The following is a 16,127-nucleotide window of genomic DNA, read 5'->3' on the forward strand; positions in this document are numbered from 1 at the left end:
GCCGGTGAGAGAAGTGGCGGCGGCCCGGGTCGGCGGCGACCGGGTGACCGCTGCACGATGCTGTCGGAGCGAGTGGGTACTGTGCCGTCAACCGAGGGATAGGGGACGAGGGTGCGGAACAACCGGCGCTGGGCGTGGCGGGCGGGGATCGCGGCGGTGCTGATCGGCTGGCTGCTGCTGGGCGCGATCGGCGGGCCGACGGTCGGACGGCTGAGCGAGGTGCAGGAGAACGACAACGCGAACTTCCTGCCGAAACAGGCCGAGTCCACGCTGGTCAACAACGAGTCGGCCAAGTTCATCGACTCCAAGGCCCTGCCGTACTTCGTCCTGATCGAGCGCGACAGCGGCATCACCCCCGCCGACCTGGCGAAGGCGAACGCTTTCCTCGCCAAGGTGCCGTCGCTCGACCTCGGTGACGGCAAGACGATCGGTGAGTACCTGTCCGCGCCGGCCAGGACGATCATCCCGTCGGCCGACAAGAAGGCGCTGCTGATCACCCTCGAGCTGAACAGCGACCGCCTCACCGAGGTGGTCAAGTCGGGCGAGACCGCGCTGTTCGCGGTGGCCGACGAGATGCGCGGCGAGATCAAGCAGTCGCTCACGCCGACCGGGCTGAAGGTCTACGTGACCGGTCCGGGTGGGGTGTTCGCCGACTTCGTCACCGCCTTCGGCGGGATCGACGGGATCCTGCTCGGCGTCGCGCTCGCCGTCGTGTTCGTGATCCTGCTGATCGTCTACCGCAGCCCCGTGCTGCCGATCGCCGTCCTGCTGACCGCGGTGTTCGGACTAGCCCTGGCGGCGTCGGTGGTCTATCCGCTGGCCAAGAACAACGTGATCGAGCTGAACGGCCAGAGTCAGGGCATCCTGTTCATCCTCGTCGTGGGCGCCGCGACCGACTACTCGCTGCTGCTCGTCTCGCGGTACAAGGAAGAGCTGCACGACTACGAGAGCAAGTACGAGGCGATGCGGGTCGCCTGGCGGGCTTCGATCGAGCCGATCGCCGCCAGCGCGGCGACGGTGATCCTCGGCCTGCTCTGCCTGCTGCTGTCCCAGCTCGGCAGCACCAAGGGCCTCGGCCCGGTCGGCGCCATCGGCATCGCCGGCGCCCTGGTCTCCGCGATGACCTTCCTGCCCGCGATCCTGCTCGCCTTCGGCCGCCGGATCTTCTGGCCGGCCATCCCCCGGGTCGACCACGTGCACGCCAAGGACCAGGTCGGCGGCCGCAAGCTATGGGGTCGCGTCTCCGGCCTGGTCGGCCGCAGCCCGCGCAAGGTCTGGGCGGTCTCCGCACTCGCCCTGATCGCCTGCGGCGCCTTCCTGCCGACCTTCAAGGCGCAGGGCATCTCGCAGGAGGACCTGTTCCTGAACAAGGTCGAGTCCGTCACCGGCCAGGAAGAGCTGGCCAAGCACTTCGACGCCGGCGCCGGTACGCCGGTCCAGATCCTCACCAGCGAGGACCAGGCCGCCAGGGTCGTCGAAACGGCGATGAAGGTCGACGGGGTCGCGTCCGCGTCCGCCTCGACCGCACCGGGCGTGCCGCCGAAGATCGTGGCGGGCAAGGTGCTGGTGCAGGCGACGCTCAAGGTCCCGGCCGACTCCCCCGACGCGACCAAGGTGGTCAAGCACCTGCGCACCGAGCTGGACCAGGTCAGCCCGGACGTCCTGGTCGGCGGCAACACCGCGATCAACCTCGACGTGATGGACGCGAGCAACCGCGACCTCAAGGTGATCATCCCGGCCATCCTCGCGGTGATCTTCGTGGTCCTGATGCTGCTGCTGCGCTCCGTCGTCGCGGCGATCCTGCTGGTGGTCTGCAACGTGCTCTCGTTCGGCGCGACCGTCGGGATCAGCGCGCTGGTGTTCAACCACGTCTTCGACTTCCCCGGCGCCGACGCGTCGATCCCGCTCTACGCGTTCGTCTTCCTGGTTGCCCTGGGCATCGACTACTCGATCTTCCTGATGACCCGGGTCCGGGAGGAGTCGATCGAGCAGGGCACCCGGCCGGGCATCCTGACCGGACTGGCCGTCACCGGCGGCGTGATCACCTCCGCCGGTGTCGTCCTGGCAGCCACCTTCTCCGCGCTCGGCGTCGTACCGATCCTGTTCCTGGCGCAGATCGCGTTCATGGTCGGCTTCGGCGTCCTGCTCGACACCACCATCGTCCGCTCCTTGCTCGTCCCCGCCCTCTCCTACGACATCGGCCGGACGATCTGGTGGCCGAGCAAACTGGCCAAGGCCGACCAGCCCGACTAGCCGGGGCGTGCGGCCGCGAGCGCGGCCAGTTCGGTGCGGTTGGCTACGTTGAGTTTGGCGTAGACGTGCGCGAGGTGGGTTTTGACGGTGCCGCGGCTCATGTAGAGCCGGGCGCCGATCTCGGGGTTGCTGAGGCCTTCGACGGCCAGGGCGACCACCTCGCGTTCGGTGGGGGTGAGGCTGGGCCAGCCGGTGGACGGGCGGCCACGGGAGCCGCGCGTACGGCGTACGTAGGCGACCGCTTCGTCGAGGCTCAGTTCGGCCAGCCGGGTGGTGTCGAGGGGGCGGTTGGTGTGCTCGGCCAACGCGGTCAGCGCTGTCAGGCTGTCCGGCCAGTAGAGGCGTAGGCCGTGGTCGACGCGGAGGGTCAGCGCCTCGTGGAACAGCTCGGCCGCCTTGTCCGGATCGGTCTCCATCGCCAGGTAGCCCTGCTGCTCCAGCGCGTCCGCCAACGGCCGCGGCAGGATGAAACGCCGGCTGAGCCGCACCGCCCGGTCGAGCACGGCCGCCGATTCGTCGGCGCGGCCGGCACCGCGCAGCGCCGCCCCGAGCGCGGGAAGCATCATCGCCGGGATGTAGGTCTCGGCGATCGGGCCGTCGGTCGGGGTGTCCTGCCGTAGCCAGTCGATCGCCGACTCGAACTCACCGGCGCGCAACCGCAGTTCCCCCATCGCATACCCCAGGCCGGGCACCACTGCTTCGGCCTCCGCGACGAGCCGGACGAACGGCTCCAGCAACTCCAGCCCGGCGTCGATCCGTCCGCTCCTCGCGAGCAGCATCGCCAGCTGAGCTCGCGCCATCCCGACCCGATGGAAGTCTCCCAGCGGTTCGGCGACCGCCAGGGTCTGCTCGGCGGTGGCGATCGCGGGCAGCAGTTCGCCGGTCGCCGCCTGGCTGCCCGAGAGCAGCGTGAGCACGCTCGCTGCGATGCCGCGCTCGCCTCGCGCCAGCAGGCCGGCCGCGGCGAGTTCCAGCAGCGGACGTGCCTCTTCGTGGCGATCCCACATCACCAGCAGCTGGCACCGCAGCGCGAGGTTGGCGTCCCGTGCGCTGTCGTCGCCGATCGACTCGGCCAGACCGACACCTTCACCGGCGAGATCCCAGGCCGGCTGGAGGTCGCTGAAGATCTTGCCGACAGCAACCATCGCGAGACAGCGTGCGCGGAGCCGGTCGTCGCCGAGCTCGGTAGCGAGCTCGAGGCCGCGCTCGGCAGCGTCGAACTCGAACGGACTGGCGGTGTCAGCCACCGTCGCATACCCGTACAACAATCTTGCCTGCAGCAACGACCTGTCGTTCGGCGCACAGCCGATCGCCTGCCGCAGGTATCCGATCCCTTCCGGTCCGGTGGCCCCGAGATTCCACAACCACGGCAGAGCCGCGGCCAACCGTCTCCCTCGTTCCGTACGCCGGTCGTCGGTGAGCCCGTGTTCCAGGGCGGCCCGGTAGTTGTCGCGGTCCGGTTCGATCACGGCACGCCAAGCGTCCCGGTTCTCATCGAGCAGCGGCTCGGCCTCCTCGGCCACGCCCAGGAAGTGGCTCAGGTGGAGATCCCGCACCTGCTCCAGCTCACCGCTCTCGGCGAGCCGCGTACCGGCGTACTCGCGGATCGTCTCCAGCAGCCGGTACCGCTCCTCCTCCGCGACCACGAGCGACTTGTCCACCAACCGTCCGAGCGTCTCCAGGACGGCGGGGTCCTCGCAGACGGCCTGGGTCGCAGCGAGCGTGAACCCACCTGCGAACACCGCGAGCCGCCGGAACACCTTCCGCTCGCCTTCGTCCAGCAGGTCGTAGCTCCAGTCGATCGACGCCGCCAACGTCTGCTGCCGAGCCGCGACTCCCCGCGTGTTCCGCACCAGCAGTCCGAAGCGGTCGTCCAACCCCGCCTCGATCTGCCGCGGCGTCAGCGTCCGGAGCCAGGAAGCCGCCAACTCGATCGCCAGCGGGATCCCGTCCAGCCGTCGGCAGATCGACCGGATCGCCTCCGCGTCGGCCTCGTCAGCCACGAACGCATCGCCGGCCCGCTCGACGAACAACTCCGGCCCTTCGCTGACCGTCAGCGGCGGCACCCGGCGGACGACCTCGCCCGGAATGTCCAGTGGCTCCCGGCTGGTCGTCAGCACGGTGATCTCCGGACACGAGCTCTGCAGCGCGATCACGAGTTCGGCGACCGGATCGAGCAGATGCTCGCAGTTGTCCAAGCAGAGCAGCAGTTTCCGGTCCCGCAACTGCCCGGCCAGCAAGCGCACGTCACCGACCGGTACGCCGATGGTCGAGGCCACCAGCTCGGCCAACAACCCGCCGTCGGTCACCGCCGCGAGGTCGATCCACCAGACCCCGTCCGGCCACCGTTGCGCCGACCCGGCTGCCACCTGGGCCGCCAGCCGGGTCTTACCGGTCCCACCCGGACCGCTCAAGGTCATCAGCCGGCTCGACGCCAGTTGCGTCGCGATCGCCCCCAGCTCGGCCCGCCGCCCGACGAACGAGGTGAACATCACCGGCAGATTGTTGGCCGTTCCCGCCAGCGAGCGAGGGGCATCCAGCACACCGTCCGGCAGGGCGAACAACCGCTCGCCGGCGCCCAGATCCCGAAGCCGGTGGACACCGAGATCTACCGGATCGTGAACGGCCTCGGCGGCCAGCGAGGTCAGCAGGGTCTGGCCGGGATTGGCGACCTCGTTCACCTGCTCGGCATGGCGGACCGCTGCAGGCTGCGCTCCGCCGGTGTGGATGGCGATCCGCAGCAGTCGCCCGGCCGGAATCGCGGCTGCCTGCTCACGCAATACGTGAGCTGCAGCGATCGCGGTCGAGGGGGCGTCGAACAACACGACCGGCCACGCGGCGTTCCGTAGTACGAGCCTTTTGTCCGGGAGGGCGTCGGCCAGTTCCGCCAGCCGCACGTACGCCGGTGCGGTGACCGCGCCCGCGTCCGGCGCGTACGACACCACCAGCGCCGTCACAGTCCCGTCCACACCGAGGAGTGTGCCAGCCGGCAGGTCAGCCCTCGCCCAAACCGGCCGTCCGGGCGCGGATGATGGCTTCGGCGCGGCCCGCCACCTGGAGCTTGGCGAAGATGTTGGTGATGTGGTTGCCGACCGTCGCGGGCGCGAGCCCGAGCCGGCCGGCGATCGCGGCATTGCCGAGCCCGGAGGCGATCAGGTCGAGGACCTCCCGCTCGCGCGGCGTGAGTTCCGGGAACGCGGGCTGATCCGGCCTCGGCCCGGACAGGTACGACAGTGCCCGCCGCGCGACGCCGGGTCCGAAGATCGCCTCCCCCGCGCTGACCGCGGCGATCGCGCGGATCACGTTGTCCGGCGCGGCTCCCTTCAGCACGTAGCCGCGCGCCCCGGCCCGCATCGCCGCGAACACCGACTCGTCGTCGTCGAACATGGTCAGCATCAGCACCGCCACCTCCGGCGCGGCCTTCGCGATCTCCCGGGTCGCCTCGATGCCGGTCAGATCCGGCATCTGGATGTCCATCACGAGGACATCGGGGCGCAGTGTCACCGCCGCCCGGACGGCCTCGGCGCCGGTCGCCGCCGTACCGACCAACTCGTAGCCGTGGTGCGCCGAGAGCAGTGCGCCCAGCCCCTCCCGGACGATGCCGTGATCGTCCGCGACCACGATCCGCACGTTCATCGACGAGCCCCCTCCGCCAGCGGTAGTACGACGTCCACCGTGCACCCGGCCGGGCCGTACCAGATCTCGCACTGCCCACCGAGCTCGGCCGCCCGCTCCTTCATCGAGGTGAGCCCGATGCCCGGCTGCCACCCGGACTCCGCACTCACGCCGTTGTCGCAGACGCCCAGCCGCAGTACGTCCGTCTCGACAGTAAGCCGTACGGCGGCGGCCGTCGCGCTGGAGTGCCGGATCACGTTGGTGAGCGCCTCGGTGGCGATCCGGTAGGTGGCCACCTCGACCGCGGCGGGTAACTCGGCCAGGGTCAGCGGGGCATCGACCGTCACGCTCAACGCGGTCCCGTCGGCGCGGTGGGTCGCCATCGCGGCGTACTCGCGCAGCGCCCCGAGCAGACCGAGCCCGTCGAGCGCCGGCGGCCGCAGTGCGTAGACGAGCCGGCGGATCTCCTCGATCGCGCCGATCGTCTGGTCGCGCAGGTCCGCGAGCAGCACCGCACTCCGCTCCGGCTCGGTCTCGATCAGCCGGCGGGCCGCGTCCGCGTTCAGCACCACGGCCGTCAGTACCGGACCCAGCCCGTCGTGCAGATCGCGCCGCATCCGTCGCCGCTCCTCCTCCCGGCCGGTGATGATCCGTTCCCTGGAGTCCCGCAACTCGTCGGCCAGCCCGCGAGCCTGTACGGCGACCGCCAACGGGGCCGCGAGCAACGTCAGCACCTGCTCGTCGGCCTGGTCCAGACTCGACTCGCCGTACCGCAAACCGATCACGAGTTCACCGAGCCGGTCCTGCCCCGACCGCAGCTCGATGGCGTGCCGGGCCGCCGGCAGTTCGCCGTACGTCGCCAATTCGTTGCCATCGACAATGATCACGGCTGCCGGGAACCGCATCACCCGGCACAGCGCCGCCAGTACGCCGGTCAGCCCGCCGGCTGCGCCGATCTGCGCCCCGACCTCGGCGATCGCGCGGACCGGGTCCTTGCGGGCACCGTAGAAGGCCCGGTGGATCAGACGCTGGAGCCAGACCCTGGCGGGGTTGAAGGCCAGCGCGATCACCAGCGTGGCGACCACCGAGGAGTTGAGCGACACCTCCCGGCGTACGGTCCGGTCGAGCAGCGCGATCAAGCCGATGTAGCCCGCCACGACACCGCTGGTCAGCAACAGATAGAGGACGGATCGCGAGACCGCCAGGCGGATGTCGAGCAATTGGTACCGCAGGACGGCGATCGCGATCGCCAGCGGGATCAGCAGGATCGGCAGTACGCCGAACAGCAGCGACTCCGAGCCGGAGAGGTTCTCCAGTCCGAAGCAGGCAACGATGATGAGGAGAGCGAGCAACAACCAGAGGATCTGCCGGCGGATCTGCTCCGCGCCACGGCGGTAGCGCAGTACGAGCGCCACCAGAGCGGCGAGAAAGCTGATCACCAGGCCGACGCCACCAATGGCGCCGAGGGCCTCGAGTCGGTCGAGGTCCGACCGGGCCGGGTACCCCGGGATGCCGATCTCCGCGGTGAGGCCGCCCAGCGGATCCAGCACCGCGGCGGCAGTCCAGATCAGGGCGTTGACCACCAGGCCGACCACCAGCCATCGCCAGCGGCGGCTCGGCAACCTTCCGTCCGGGAACAGCACCAGCGACAACGGGATGAAGAACGCTAGCGCCGGACTCCAGCCGGCGTTGGTGATCGTCGCGAACACCCGCCAAGCAACGGTTGGTTCCCCCAGCCAGGCCAGGATGCTCAGACCGGTCGCTGTCGAGCCGTAGAAGCAACCCCCGAGCAACAACGACCAGCCGACCAAGTTCCGCGGGCGGTAGTAGGCGATCGGCCACCCGGCCAACGCGAGCGCCAAGCCGATGGCAGCGTTCGAGACCACGAACAGGTCGGCGAGGCGGGCCCAGCTCAAATCGGAGGCCGCCGAAGCCACCACAGTGCCGGCGACCTCGACCAGCGCGACCGCCAACAGCACCGACGCCGCAGTACGGAGATCCCCCGTACGGCGCCTGCCGGTGCTGATCGCCTCCCTCATCTGCTCATCATCAGCCCGGCGACCCACGATCGCGTAGGGGCGCACCCCTGGATCACCCAGGAAGGTTTCTCCCGTCAGCCATGGGCCGCGCACCTGCCGGTCGGGGGCGACCGCGGCCGACGCTGATCCGGACACCATCGCTTTCCTGCTCGAGGAGCCGGCCATGTCCGATACCACAGTGAAGACCAAGACCAAGGCAGTGCGCGACGTCCGGGGATTCTGGCGAGTGCTTCTCGCCGTGGCCGCACCGTTGCCGATGCTGTTCATGGGCCTGTACTACCTGCTCAGCCCCGTCGACGGGGACGCGCCTTTTGCGACCACGCTCGCCGCCGTCACCGCGGATCCGGGGCGCTTCCAGCTGATGCAGTGGCTGCAGGTGCCGTTCTTCCTGCTGATTCCGGCGATGTTCGCGGCAGCCTGGGCAGCACGGCGTACGGCGCCCCGGCTGGCCACCGCCGGCGGACTGCTCGCGGTGGGCGGGATCAGCGCCGGGTTCTTCCTGCTGCCAGGGGTGGTCGGACCGGAGTACCTGGTCGTCCACGACGGACTGGATGCCGCGACGATGGCGAAGTTCGCGGACGCGGCGGAGAAGCAACCGACCGAGATGATCGGCGGACTGCTGTTCATCCTCGCCATCACCTTCGGCCTGCTGCTGCTCGGGATCGCGTTGTGGCGCAGCCGGGTCGCGCCGGCCTGGATGGGGATCGCGCTGGCCGTCGGTGGTTTCACCCACCCCTTCATGCCCGGTCACATCGCCGCCGGCGCCGGTCTGATCGTCGCCGCGATCGGTTTCGCCGGAGCGTCGATCGCCTTGCTGCGCAGCTCGAACGACGCCTTCGACCTACCACCACTCGGCTACTGAGCCGGACCCGCTCGGCGGTCCGAGCTGGAGAGTCACTCCAGCTCGGCCGCCTTGTGCAGCAGCACCGAGCGTTCGCGCTGGTTCGGGCACAACCGGGCGGCCAACTCCAGCTCGGCCCGCGCCTCGGATCGCCGTCCGAGCCGGACCAGGAGCTCCCCGCGGACCGTCGGAAGCAGATGCGAACCGGGCAGTCGGTCCAGGGCAACCAGCTCGTCGACGATCGCCAGCGCCTGCGCCGGACCTGAGGCCATCGCGACGGCGACGGCCCGGTTGAGCTCGACCACGGGCGAGGGCGCGACCCGGCCGAGCGCCTCGTAGAGCACCACGATCCGGTCCCAGTCGGTGGCCTCGACCGAAGGCGCCGTCGCGTGGGCTGCGGCGATCGCGGCTTGCAGTCCGTAGGGTCCGAGGCCGCGACTCGAGGCTTTGACCAGCGACGCCAGTCCACGGCGGATCGCCGAGTGGTCCCATCGTCGCCGGTCCTGGTCCTCGAGCAGGACCGCCGAACCGTCCGGTGCGGTCCGGGCCGGGAAGCGCGCGGCCGTCAGCTCGCACAACGCCAACAGGCCGTGCACCTCCGGTTCGTCCGGCTGCAGCGCGGCCAGGGTGCGGGCCAGCCGGATCGCCTCGTAGGCAACATCGGGACGCAGCAGCCGGTCACCCGAGGTCGCCGTCGAGCCCTCGGTGAAGATCACGTAGAGGACGCTGAGTACGCCGCCCAGCCGGTCCCGGCGCTCACCGGCCGCCGGCAGCTCGAACGGCACCCCGGCCGCCGCGATCGTCTTCTTCGCGCGGGTGATGCGGGCCTGCACGGTCGGCACCGAAACCAGGAACGCGCGGGCGATCTCCTCGGTGGACAGACCGCCCACCACGCGCAGCGTCAGCGCCACCCGCGCCTCGGGCGAGAGCACCGGGTGGCAGCTGATGAACATCAGCGCCAGGATGTCGTCGTCGATCCGGTCGGGGTCGACGTCCTCGTTGACCACCGGATCGACCGCCAGCAAGGCGTGCCGGTCCTTCAGCGCGGCTCGCCGGCGGATCGCGTCGATGGCGCGTCGCCGGGCCGTGGCCATCAGCCAGCCGGCCGGACTGTCCGGAGCCGCGAGCGGCCACGCCACCAGCGCCTCGGCCACCGCCTCCTGGGCCGCCTCCTCGGCCAGCCCGAAGTCACCGGTGAAGCGGGTCAGCGCGGCAACGATCCGCGCCGACTCGATCCGCCAGACGGCTTCGACCTCGGCCGGTCCCATCAGCCCCGGCCGCTGCTCTCGCTCGCGGTCCCGGCCGGCTCCGCGGTCTCCGGCGGGCGCTCGTCGTCGCCGGCCACCCGCCGGATCTCGACCTTGGACCCGGTCACCGCGGGCATCCGCTGGGCCCACTCGACCGCCTCCTGCTTCGAGGCGACGTCCAGCAGGAAGTAGCCGCCGAACAGTTCCTTGGTCTCGCCGTACGGCCCGTCGGTGACCACCGGGGTCTGGCCGCTGAAGTCGACCACCACGCTCTGATCCGGCTCGTCCAGCCCGGCGGCCTCGACGAAGACACCGGCCTTCACCAGGTCCTCGATGTACTTGTACGTCGAGGCCGCCAGCTCCTCGAATCCGCTCCGGACGGCAGCGTTCGACTCGTCGGTCCCCCGCATGATCAGCATGTACTTCGGCATCGTGGTCTCCTCATCCGGCGGGGCCGGCTCTCGGCCTCGCACCCCCTGGTCGAACGAGCGGCCCGCGGATCGACACGGCGGCGGAGAATCTTCGGCCGTTCGCGGACGCCCTGCCGATCATCGTCGCAGCTCCGCCCGCGGCGGCATCGTCGCACTCCTGCCCGCGGCGGCCACGCGGACACGGGCGTCGGGTCGCCTGCGTGGCGGCGGTTCGCTAGGGTCCGAAGCGGGGGTCGACCGGGAGCGAGGAGCCCATGGCAGACACCAGATCAACGGATCACAGCAGTTCAGCTCGCGAAAGCTTCAACCTGCCGACCAAGAACCTGCCCGCACCGCAGGTCCGGGACCTGCCCGAACCGCCGAGCCAGACCTGGCGGATCGTCGGACCGGGCATGGTCGGCGCCGGCGTCGGGCTGGCGTCCGGCGAGTTCATCCTCTGGCCCTACATCTCGTCCCAGGTGGGCCTGGTCTTTCTCTGGGGCGCCGTCGTCGGCGTCGTCGTCCAGTGGTTCCTGAACATGGAGATCGAGCGGTACACGCTGGCCACCGGCGAGACGGCGCTGACCGGCTTCAACCGGTTCGGCAAGCACTGGGGCCTGTTCTTCGCGATCATGACGTACTTCGCGAACCTCTGGCCGGGCTGGGCGACCAGTTCCGCCTCGATGCTCACCTACCTGTTCGGCGCGGGCGACCCGCGCTGGATCGCGATCGGCATCCTGCTGGTGATCGGCGCGATCCTGACACTGGCGCCGGTGGTCTACGTGATGCTCGAGCGGCTGATCTTCGTCAAGATCGCGGCCGTCGCGCTGCTGGTCGTCCTGGCGCTGATCTTCGCGATCCGCGGCAAGACCTACAGCGCCCTCGGCGATGCCGTCACCCAGCCGCAGTTCCCGGTCGACCAGCTCGGCTTCGCCTTGATGATGGGCGCGATCGCGTACGCCGGAGCCGGCGGCGGGCAGAACCTGTGCCAGAGCAACTGGATCCGGGACAAGGGCTTCGGGATGGGCGTCCACGTCCCGCGACTGACCTCACCGGTGACCGGCGAGGAGGAGGCGGACCCGACGGCGAACGGCTACACCTTCCCGCCCGACCAGGCGAACCTGGCCCGCTGGCGGCGCTGGTGGAAGTTCGCGAACCTCGAACAGGCGATGACGTTCGTCGGGATCACCGTGGTGACGATCATCTTCACCTCGATGCTGGCGCACGCCACCTTGTTCGGGAATCCCGCGGTGCAGAACAAGATCAGCTTCCTCAAGATCGAGGGCGTCACCCTGCAGTCCCTGGTGGGCGGCTGGTTCGGCTACCTGTTCTGGGCGATCGGCGCGTTCTCGCTGTTCGCGGCGGCGGCCGGGATCGTCGACTACACCTCCCGACTGGCCTCGGACATGATCAAGTCGCGCTACCTGCGCACCTCGAAGGTGACCGAGTCCAAGCTCTACTTCTGGCTGGTCTGGGGACTCGTTGCCTTCGGCATCCTGGTGCTGCTGGCCGGGCTGACCCAGCCGCTGGTACTGCTGGTGATCTCGGCGTGCACCGCGGGCACGATGATGTTCGTGTACTCCGGCCTGCTCTGGTGGATGAACTCGCGCGCGCTGCCGCGATCGATCCGGATCACCCCGCTGCGCACCGCCGTGATGCTGTTCGGCTTCCTCGCCTTCGGCGCCCTGGCCGTCTTCACGATCATCGACCAGGTCAAGAGCAACTTCTGATCGAGAGGAGCGGAGCGGTGGTGGGCCCGTCCGCCCGCCACCGCTCTGCCGTCCTTCACCAGGTCACGGTGCTCTGAACGCCACCTGGTTGTTGACCGCGTCGAAGGCGTCCTTGGCCACTACCTGGGTCGCCTTGACCTGTCCGTACCAAACCGTGCCGCCGACGTTCGACTGACTCGCGGCGAAGGTCAGCATCTGCTGAACCGTCAGGGCAGCGGATCCGCCGAAGGCGGCACTCGTGTTCTCGTAGCTGCCCGCGCAACTGGCGGCCCCGCCCGATCCGTCGATCATCTTGCAGATCTTCGTCAGGTCGATCTTCACGGCACCGATCGGAGCGGGCGCCTTGATCTGGTTGCCCCCCAGCGCCGGATTGCTGAAGTAGACGTCGAGCGCGGTGGCCAGCATCTGCGGCTTCAGCATCGCGTTACAGGTGCTGCCCGAGCAGTTGGCGGCCTTGATCACGTTCGTGACGTAGGTGCCGACCGCGGCGCAGGTGGCCGTCGAGCTGAGATCCTGGAACGGCGCGTACTGGCGCAACCAGGTGCCGGAGTTGCAGACCGTCCCGGTCTTCGCCCCGCCGGTGATGATGCCCTGGCCGTTCTTGTTCTGCCAGAAGCCGATCGTGAGCGCACCGGTCTTGGCCGGCCCGCACACCGTGACCCGGGCACTGGCCGATCCGGTCGTCCCGGTCGTGTTGGTGGTGAAGGTCGCGGTGTTGTCGTAGGCAACGCAGTCGTACGCCGGTACGGCGATGACCCGGCTGTAGTTGAAGCTCGTCGGGTTGGCATCGCCGGCACAAACCGCGCCGAGGGCCCCTGCGTAGGTATCGGTGACGTTGACGCAGTTGTCGATCAAGGTCTGCGCGAAGGCGATGTCACTGAAGACGAAGTCGGCGTTGCCGGCCGCCAGCGCGCCGTCGGGATCCACCGCCTGCTCCGGCCAGGTGGCCGTCGCGGTGTTGTCCAGCCGGCCTTGCGGAGTCGCCGAGAGGTCGCAGCTGTAGGCGTAGAAATTGTCGCCTGAGGCAACGGTCAGGTTGGTGGCCGAGCCGGCATTGACGGTGCAGACCGTTCCGTCAGACAGGACGTCGGTCACACCGACCCCGCTGACCGATCCGGCGTTGGGGTTGAAGACGTCGATCGCGCCAGTCACGTGCACGTTGCTGTTGACCCCGGCGTCATGGCCCACAGTCACCGTGTAGTTGAAGGTCGCGGACCCGCCGATCTGCTCGACCCTGGTCTTGTCGACGCTCTTGCCGATCGTCCAGCCGTACGTCGTGTCGTAGGAACCGGCGGCGTCCTTCGTGACGATGAGATCGCCGGCGCTGGTCGCACCCGCCTGCACCTTGAACGCGTCGTACTTGCAGTCGCTCGGCAGCACCGGGCTCGCGGAGACCTTGCAGACGGCAAGGATGTAGACGCCACCAGGGTTGGTGGTGTCGTCGTACGGGAACAGCTGGACCTCGTTGCCGGAGAAACCGTGGCTGCCGGCGTACGCGATGGTGCCGTTGGTGATGCTGAAGGTCCGGTTGGTGGCGGCGTCGCCACCCGGCTCGTCGGAGAGATTCGCCGTACCGCCGTCGTTGGGATCGAGTTGTCCGCCCGGTACCAGGACCGCGAAGAAGTACGTTCCGTCGCCGAGTGCGGCCGCGTTCGGTAGGCCGCTCAGCCAGACGTCTTCCTTGCTGCTGTACAGATTGCAGTTGACGGCGTCGGGCGGTCCGTTGAGACAGCCGCCGTTGCCGGACGGCGCGGTCACGTTGGTCGTGCTGGAGATCGCGTGCGTGACGGCGGCCGGAGCGGCGGTCGACGCGTTCGCGCCGACCAGGAACGGCACCGCCACCAAGGCGCCGATCACGGTGACCCGGCCGATCGCCCGCAGGAACGCAGGCAGAACTGGATGAGACATGACGGAATTTCCCCCCGTGGAAAATGAAAACATCCGCCGCTGACCACTCTGCGTAGCTCAGTCGACGGTCAGCTCGACTGTGCGCTGCGTAACCGGCGCTGTCAAGAGCCTTGAGATCCCTTGCCCACAAGGGATCTCAGCGAACCCCCGGAGAGACCGAACCAGCGACCGAGCGGACACACGCAGTGACCGATTACGTCACGTAGCGGCGGCGTCGTACGGCTCGGGGCCGCCGTTGACCGTGGTGAAGAGGGAGTAGAGGGAGGTGGTGGCGGTGAGGAAGAGGCGGTTGCGCTTGGCGCCGCCGAAGCAGAGGTTGGCGACGGTCTCGGGGACCAGGAGTTTGCCGAGCAGGCTGCCGTCGGGGTGGTAGACGTGCACCCCGTCCGCCGCCGCGCCCCAGATCCGGCCCTGGTTGTCGAGCCGGATGCCGTCGAACGCGCCGTTCCCGCACTCGGCGAACAACTCGCCGCCGGACAGCGAGTCGCCGGAGACCGTGAAGACGCGGATGGTCGCCTCCTCGGTGTCGGTGACGTAGAGCAGGCTGCCGTCGTTGGAGAAGGCCAGCCCGTTCGGCCGGTTGAAGTCGTCGGCGACGACCGTCAGCACACCGTCCGGTGAGATTCGGTAGACATGGCAACCACCTGTCTCGATCTCACCGGAGAAACCCTCGTAGTCGCTGTCGATCCCGTACGCCGGGTCGGTGAACCAGATCGATCCGTCCGCCCGGGCAACCACGTCGTTCGGGCTGTTCAGCCGGTGGCCGTCGTGCCGGTCGGCCAGGACCCGGATCGATCCGTCGTGCTCGGTTCGGGTCACCCGGCGGTTCCCGTGCTCGCAACTGACCAGCCGGCCCTCGGCATCGAGCGTGTGCCCGTTGGTGTTGCCGGCCGGATGCCGGTACTCCGAAACCTGGTACGACGTCTCGTCCCAGCGCAGGATCCGGTCGCTCGGGATGTCACTGAACAGCACGTACCGCCCCGCCGGTGAGTACACCGGTCCTTCCAGCCAGCGCCCGCCGGTCCACAACCGCTCGAGCCGGCTGTCACCGCGGATCCCGGCGAACCGGTCGTCCAGCTTCTCCCAGACCGCGGGAACACTTCCGGCCAACGGCTCGAGCAAGGTCATCCGCTACTCCTCCGACGATCAGGACCGACGTTGTCACCGGTGATCGTACGGCTGCGGCGCCCCGTCCGTCGTGAGCAGCCACGAGTAGACCGACGTGGTCGCGGTGACGAACAACCGGTTCCGCTTCGGTCCGCCGAAGCACAGGTTCGACACCACGTCCGGGAACAGCACCTTGCCGAGCAGCGTGCCGTCCGGATCGAAGCAGTGCACACCGTCGTGGGCCGCCGCCCAGATCCGGCCCACCGCGTCCAGCCGGATCCCGTCGAACATCCCGGCCTCGCAGGGCGCGAACACCTCGCCACCACTCAGCCGCCCGTCGTCCTTCACGTCGAACCGGCGGATGTGCCGCTCCGGAGTGTCGACGACATACAACTGGGACTCGTCGAGCGAGAAGGCCAGCCCGTTCGGCCGGACGAAGTCGTCGGCGACCACGGTCAGCTCACCGTCCGGCGAGATCCGGTAGACGTGGCAACCATCGATCTCCTGCTCCGCCGCACGACCCTCGTAGTTGGAGGTGATCCCGTACGGCGGGTCGGTGAACCAGATCGAGCCGTCCCGCTTCACCACCACGTCGTTCGGGCTGTTCAGCTGTTGGCCGTCCAGGTGCGAGGCGAGCACGGTGATCGAACCGTCGAACTCGGTCCGGGTGACCCGGCGATGGCCTTGCTCACAACTGATCAGCCGGCCCTGACCGTCCAGCGTGTGGCCGTTGCTGTTGCCGGCCGGCTGACGGAAGACCGTCACGTCGCCGGAGACTTCGTCCCAGCGCAGCACCCGGTCGTTCGGGATGTCGCTGAACAACAAGCACCGCCAGGCCGGTGAGTAGACGGGCCCTTCGAGCCACCGGCCCCCGTCGTACAGGCACTCCAGGTACTCGTCGCCGCGCGCCACCTCGCCGAACCGCTTGTCGAGTTGTTCGAACTGAACCTTCATTCGTTCTGCTAGAGTCGTCATTC

General features: G+C 69.1%; 11 protein-coding genes. 3 read left to right on the forward strand and 8 right to left on the reverse strand.

Features of this window, described 5'->3' with window-relative positions; translation table 11 throughout:
- The first annotated feature begins 111 nt into the window (after window positions 1–111).
- A complete protein-coding gene (locus EV138_RS10400; RefSeq protein WP_133978169.1) occupies window positions 112–2,253 on the forward strand; it encodes an MMPL family transporter in 2,142 nt (713 codons plus the stop codon).
- Here the strand turns inward: EV138_RS10400 and EV138_RS37950 are convergent.
- Genes EV138_RS37950 through EV138_RS10415 form a run of 3 tightly spaced genes read right to left on the reverse strand, consistent with a single transcriptional unit; the run spans window position 2,250 to window position 7,907 of the window.
- Window positions 2,250–5,222 carry a helix-turn-helix transcriptional regulator gene (locus tag EV138_RS37950; protein ID WP_133978170.1) on the reverse strand — a complete coding sequence of 991 codons (2,973 nt, stop codon included), beginning with the start codon at window positions 5,220–5,222 and terminating at the stop codon, window positions 2,250–2,252. The genes EV138_RS10400 and EV138_RS37950 overlap by 4 nt on opposite strands.
- A gap of 25 nt (window positions 5,223–5,247) precedes the next feature.
- Entirely contained in the window at window positions 5,248–5,889 is a 642-nt protein-coding gene (locus tag EV138_RS10410; protein ID WP_133978171.1) for a response regulator transcription factor, read from the reverse strand.
- Window positions 5,886–7,907, reverse strand: a complete 2,022-nt coding sequence (locus EV138_RS10415; RefSeq protein ID WP_166678546.1) for a sensor histidine kinase — start codon at window positions 7,905–7,907, stop codon at window positions 5,886–5,888. The genes EV138_RS10410 and EV138_RS10415 overlap by 4 nt, the downstream gene beginning before the upstream one ends.
- Window positions 7,908–8,070: 163 nt before the next feature.
- Here EV138_RS10415 and EV138_RS10420 point away from each other — a divergent pair, with 163 nt between their 5' ends.
- Entirely contained in the window at window positions 8,071–8,769 is a 699-nt protein-coding gene (locus EV138_RS10420; protein ID WP_166678547.1) for a hypothetical protein, read from the forward strand.
- Window positions 8,770–8,801: 32 nt separating this feature from the next.
- Here the strand turns inward: EV138_RS10420 and EV138_RS10425 are convergent, their stop codons facing one another.
- Window positions 8,802–10,016 (reverse strand): RNA polymerase sigma factor, encoded by a 1,215-nt coding sequence (locus tag EV138_RS10425; protein WP_133978174.1) that lies wholly within the window; start codon window positions 10,014–10,016, stop codon window positions 8,802–8,804.
- On the reverse strand, window positions 10,016–10,426 hold the full coding sequence (locus tag EV138_RS10430) for a YciI family protein (protein WP_133978175.1): 411 nt from the start codon (window positions 10,424–10,426) through the stop codon (window positions 10,016–10,018). Before EV138_RS10430 ends, EV138_RS10425 begins: the two co-directional genes overlap by 1 nt.
- A 254-nt stretch (window positions 10,427–10,680) precedes the next feature.
- Between EV138_RS10430 and EV138_RS10435 the strand changes: the two genes are divergently transcribed.
- On the forward strand, window positions 10,681–12,135 hold the full coding sequence (locus tag EV138_RS10435; RefSeq protein WP_133978176.1) for an Nramp family divalent metal transporter: 1,455 nt from the start codon (window positions 10,681–10,683) through the stop codon (window positions 12,133–12,135).
- A 63-nt stretch (window positions 12,136–12,198) separates the two neighbouring features.
- On the opposite strand, the gene EV138_RS10440 is transcribed toward EV138_RS10435, so the two are convergent.
- The 3 genes from EV138_RS10440 to EV138_RS10450 form a co-directional block, all read right to left on the reverse strand.
- Window positions 12,199–14,043 carry a hypothetical protein gene (locus EV138_RS10440; protein WP_133978177.1) on the reverse strand — a complete coding sequence of 615 codons (1,845 nt, stop codon included), beginning with the start codon at window positions 14,041–14,043 and terminating at the stop codon, window positions 12,199–12,201.
- A gap of 198 nt (window positions 14,044–14,241) precedes the next feature.
- Complete coding sequence (locus EV138_RS10445) at window positions 14,242–15,171, reverse strand: SMP-30/gluconolactonase/LRE family protein (protein ID WP_133978178.1); 930 nt, start codon at window positions 15,169–15,171, stop codon at window positions 14,242–14,244.
- 33 nt (window positions 15,172–15,204) lie between these two features.
- On the reverse strand, window positions 15,205–16,125 hold the full coding sequence (locus tag EV138_RS10450) for an SMP-30/gluconolactonase/LRE family protein (protein WP_133978179.1): 921 nt from the start codon (window positions 16,123–16,125) through the stop codon (window positions 15,205–15,207).
- Window positions 16,126–16,127: the final 2 nt, after the last annotated feature.

The sequence above is a fragment of the Kribbella voronezhensis genome (genome assembly GCF_004365175.1).
In the GTDB taxonomy this organism is placed as follows: Bacteria; Actinomycetota; Actinomycetes; order Propionibacteriales; family Kribbellaceae; genus Kribbella; species Kribbella voronezhensis.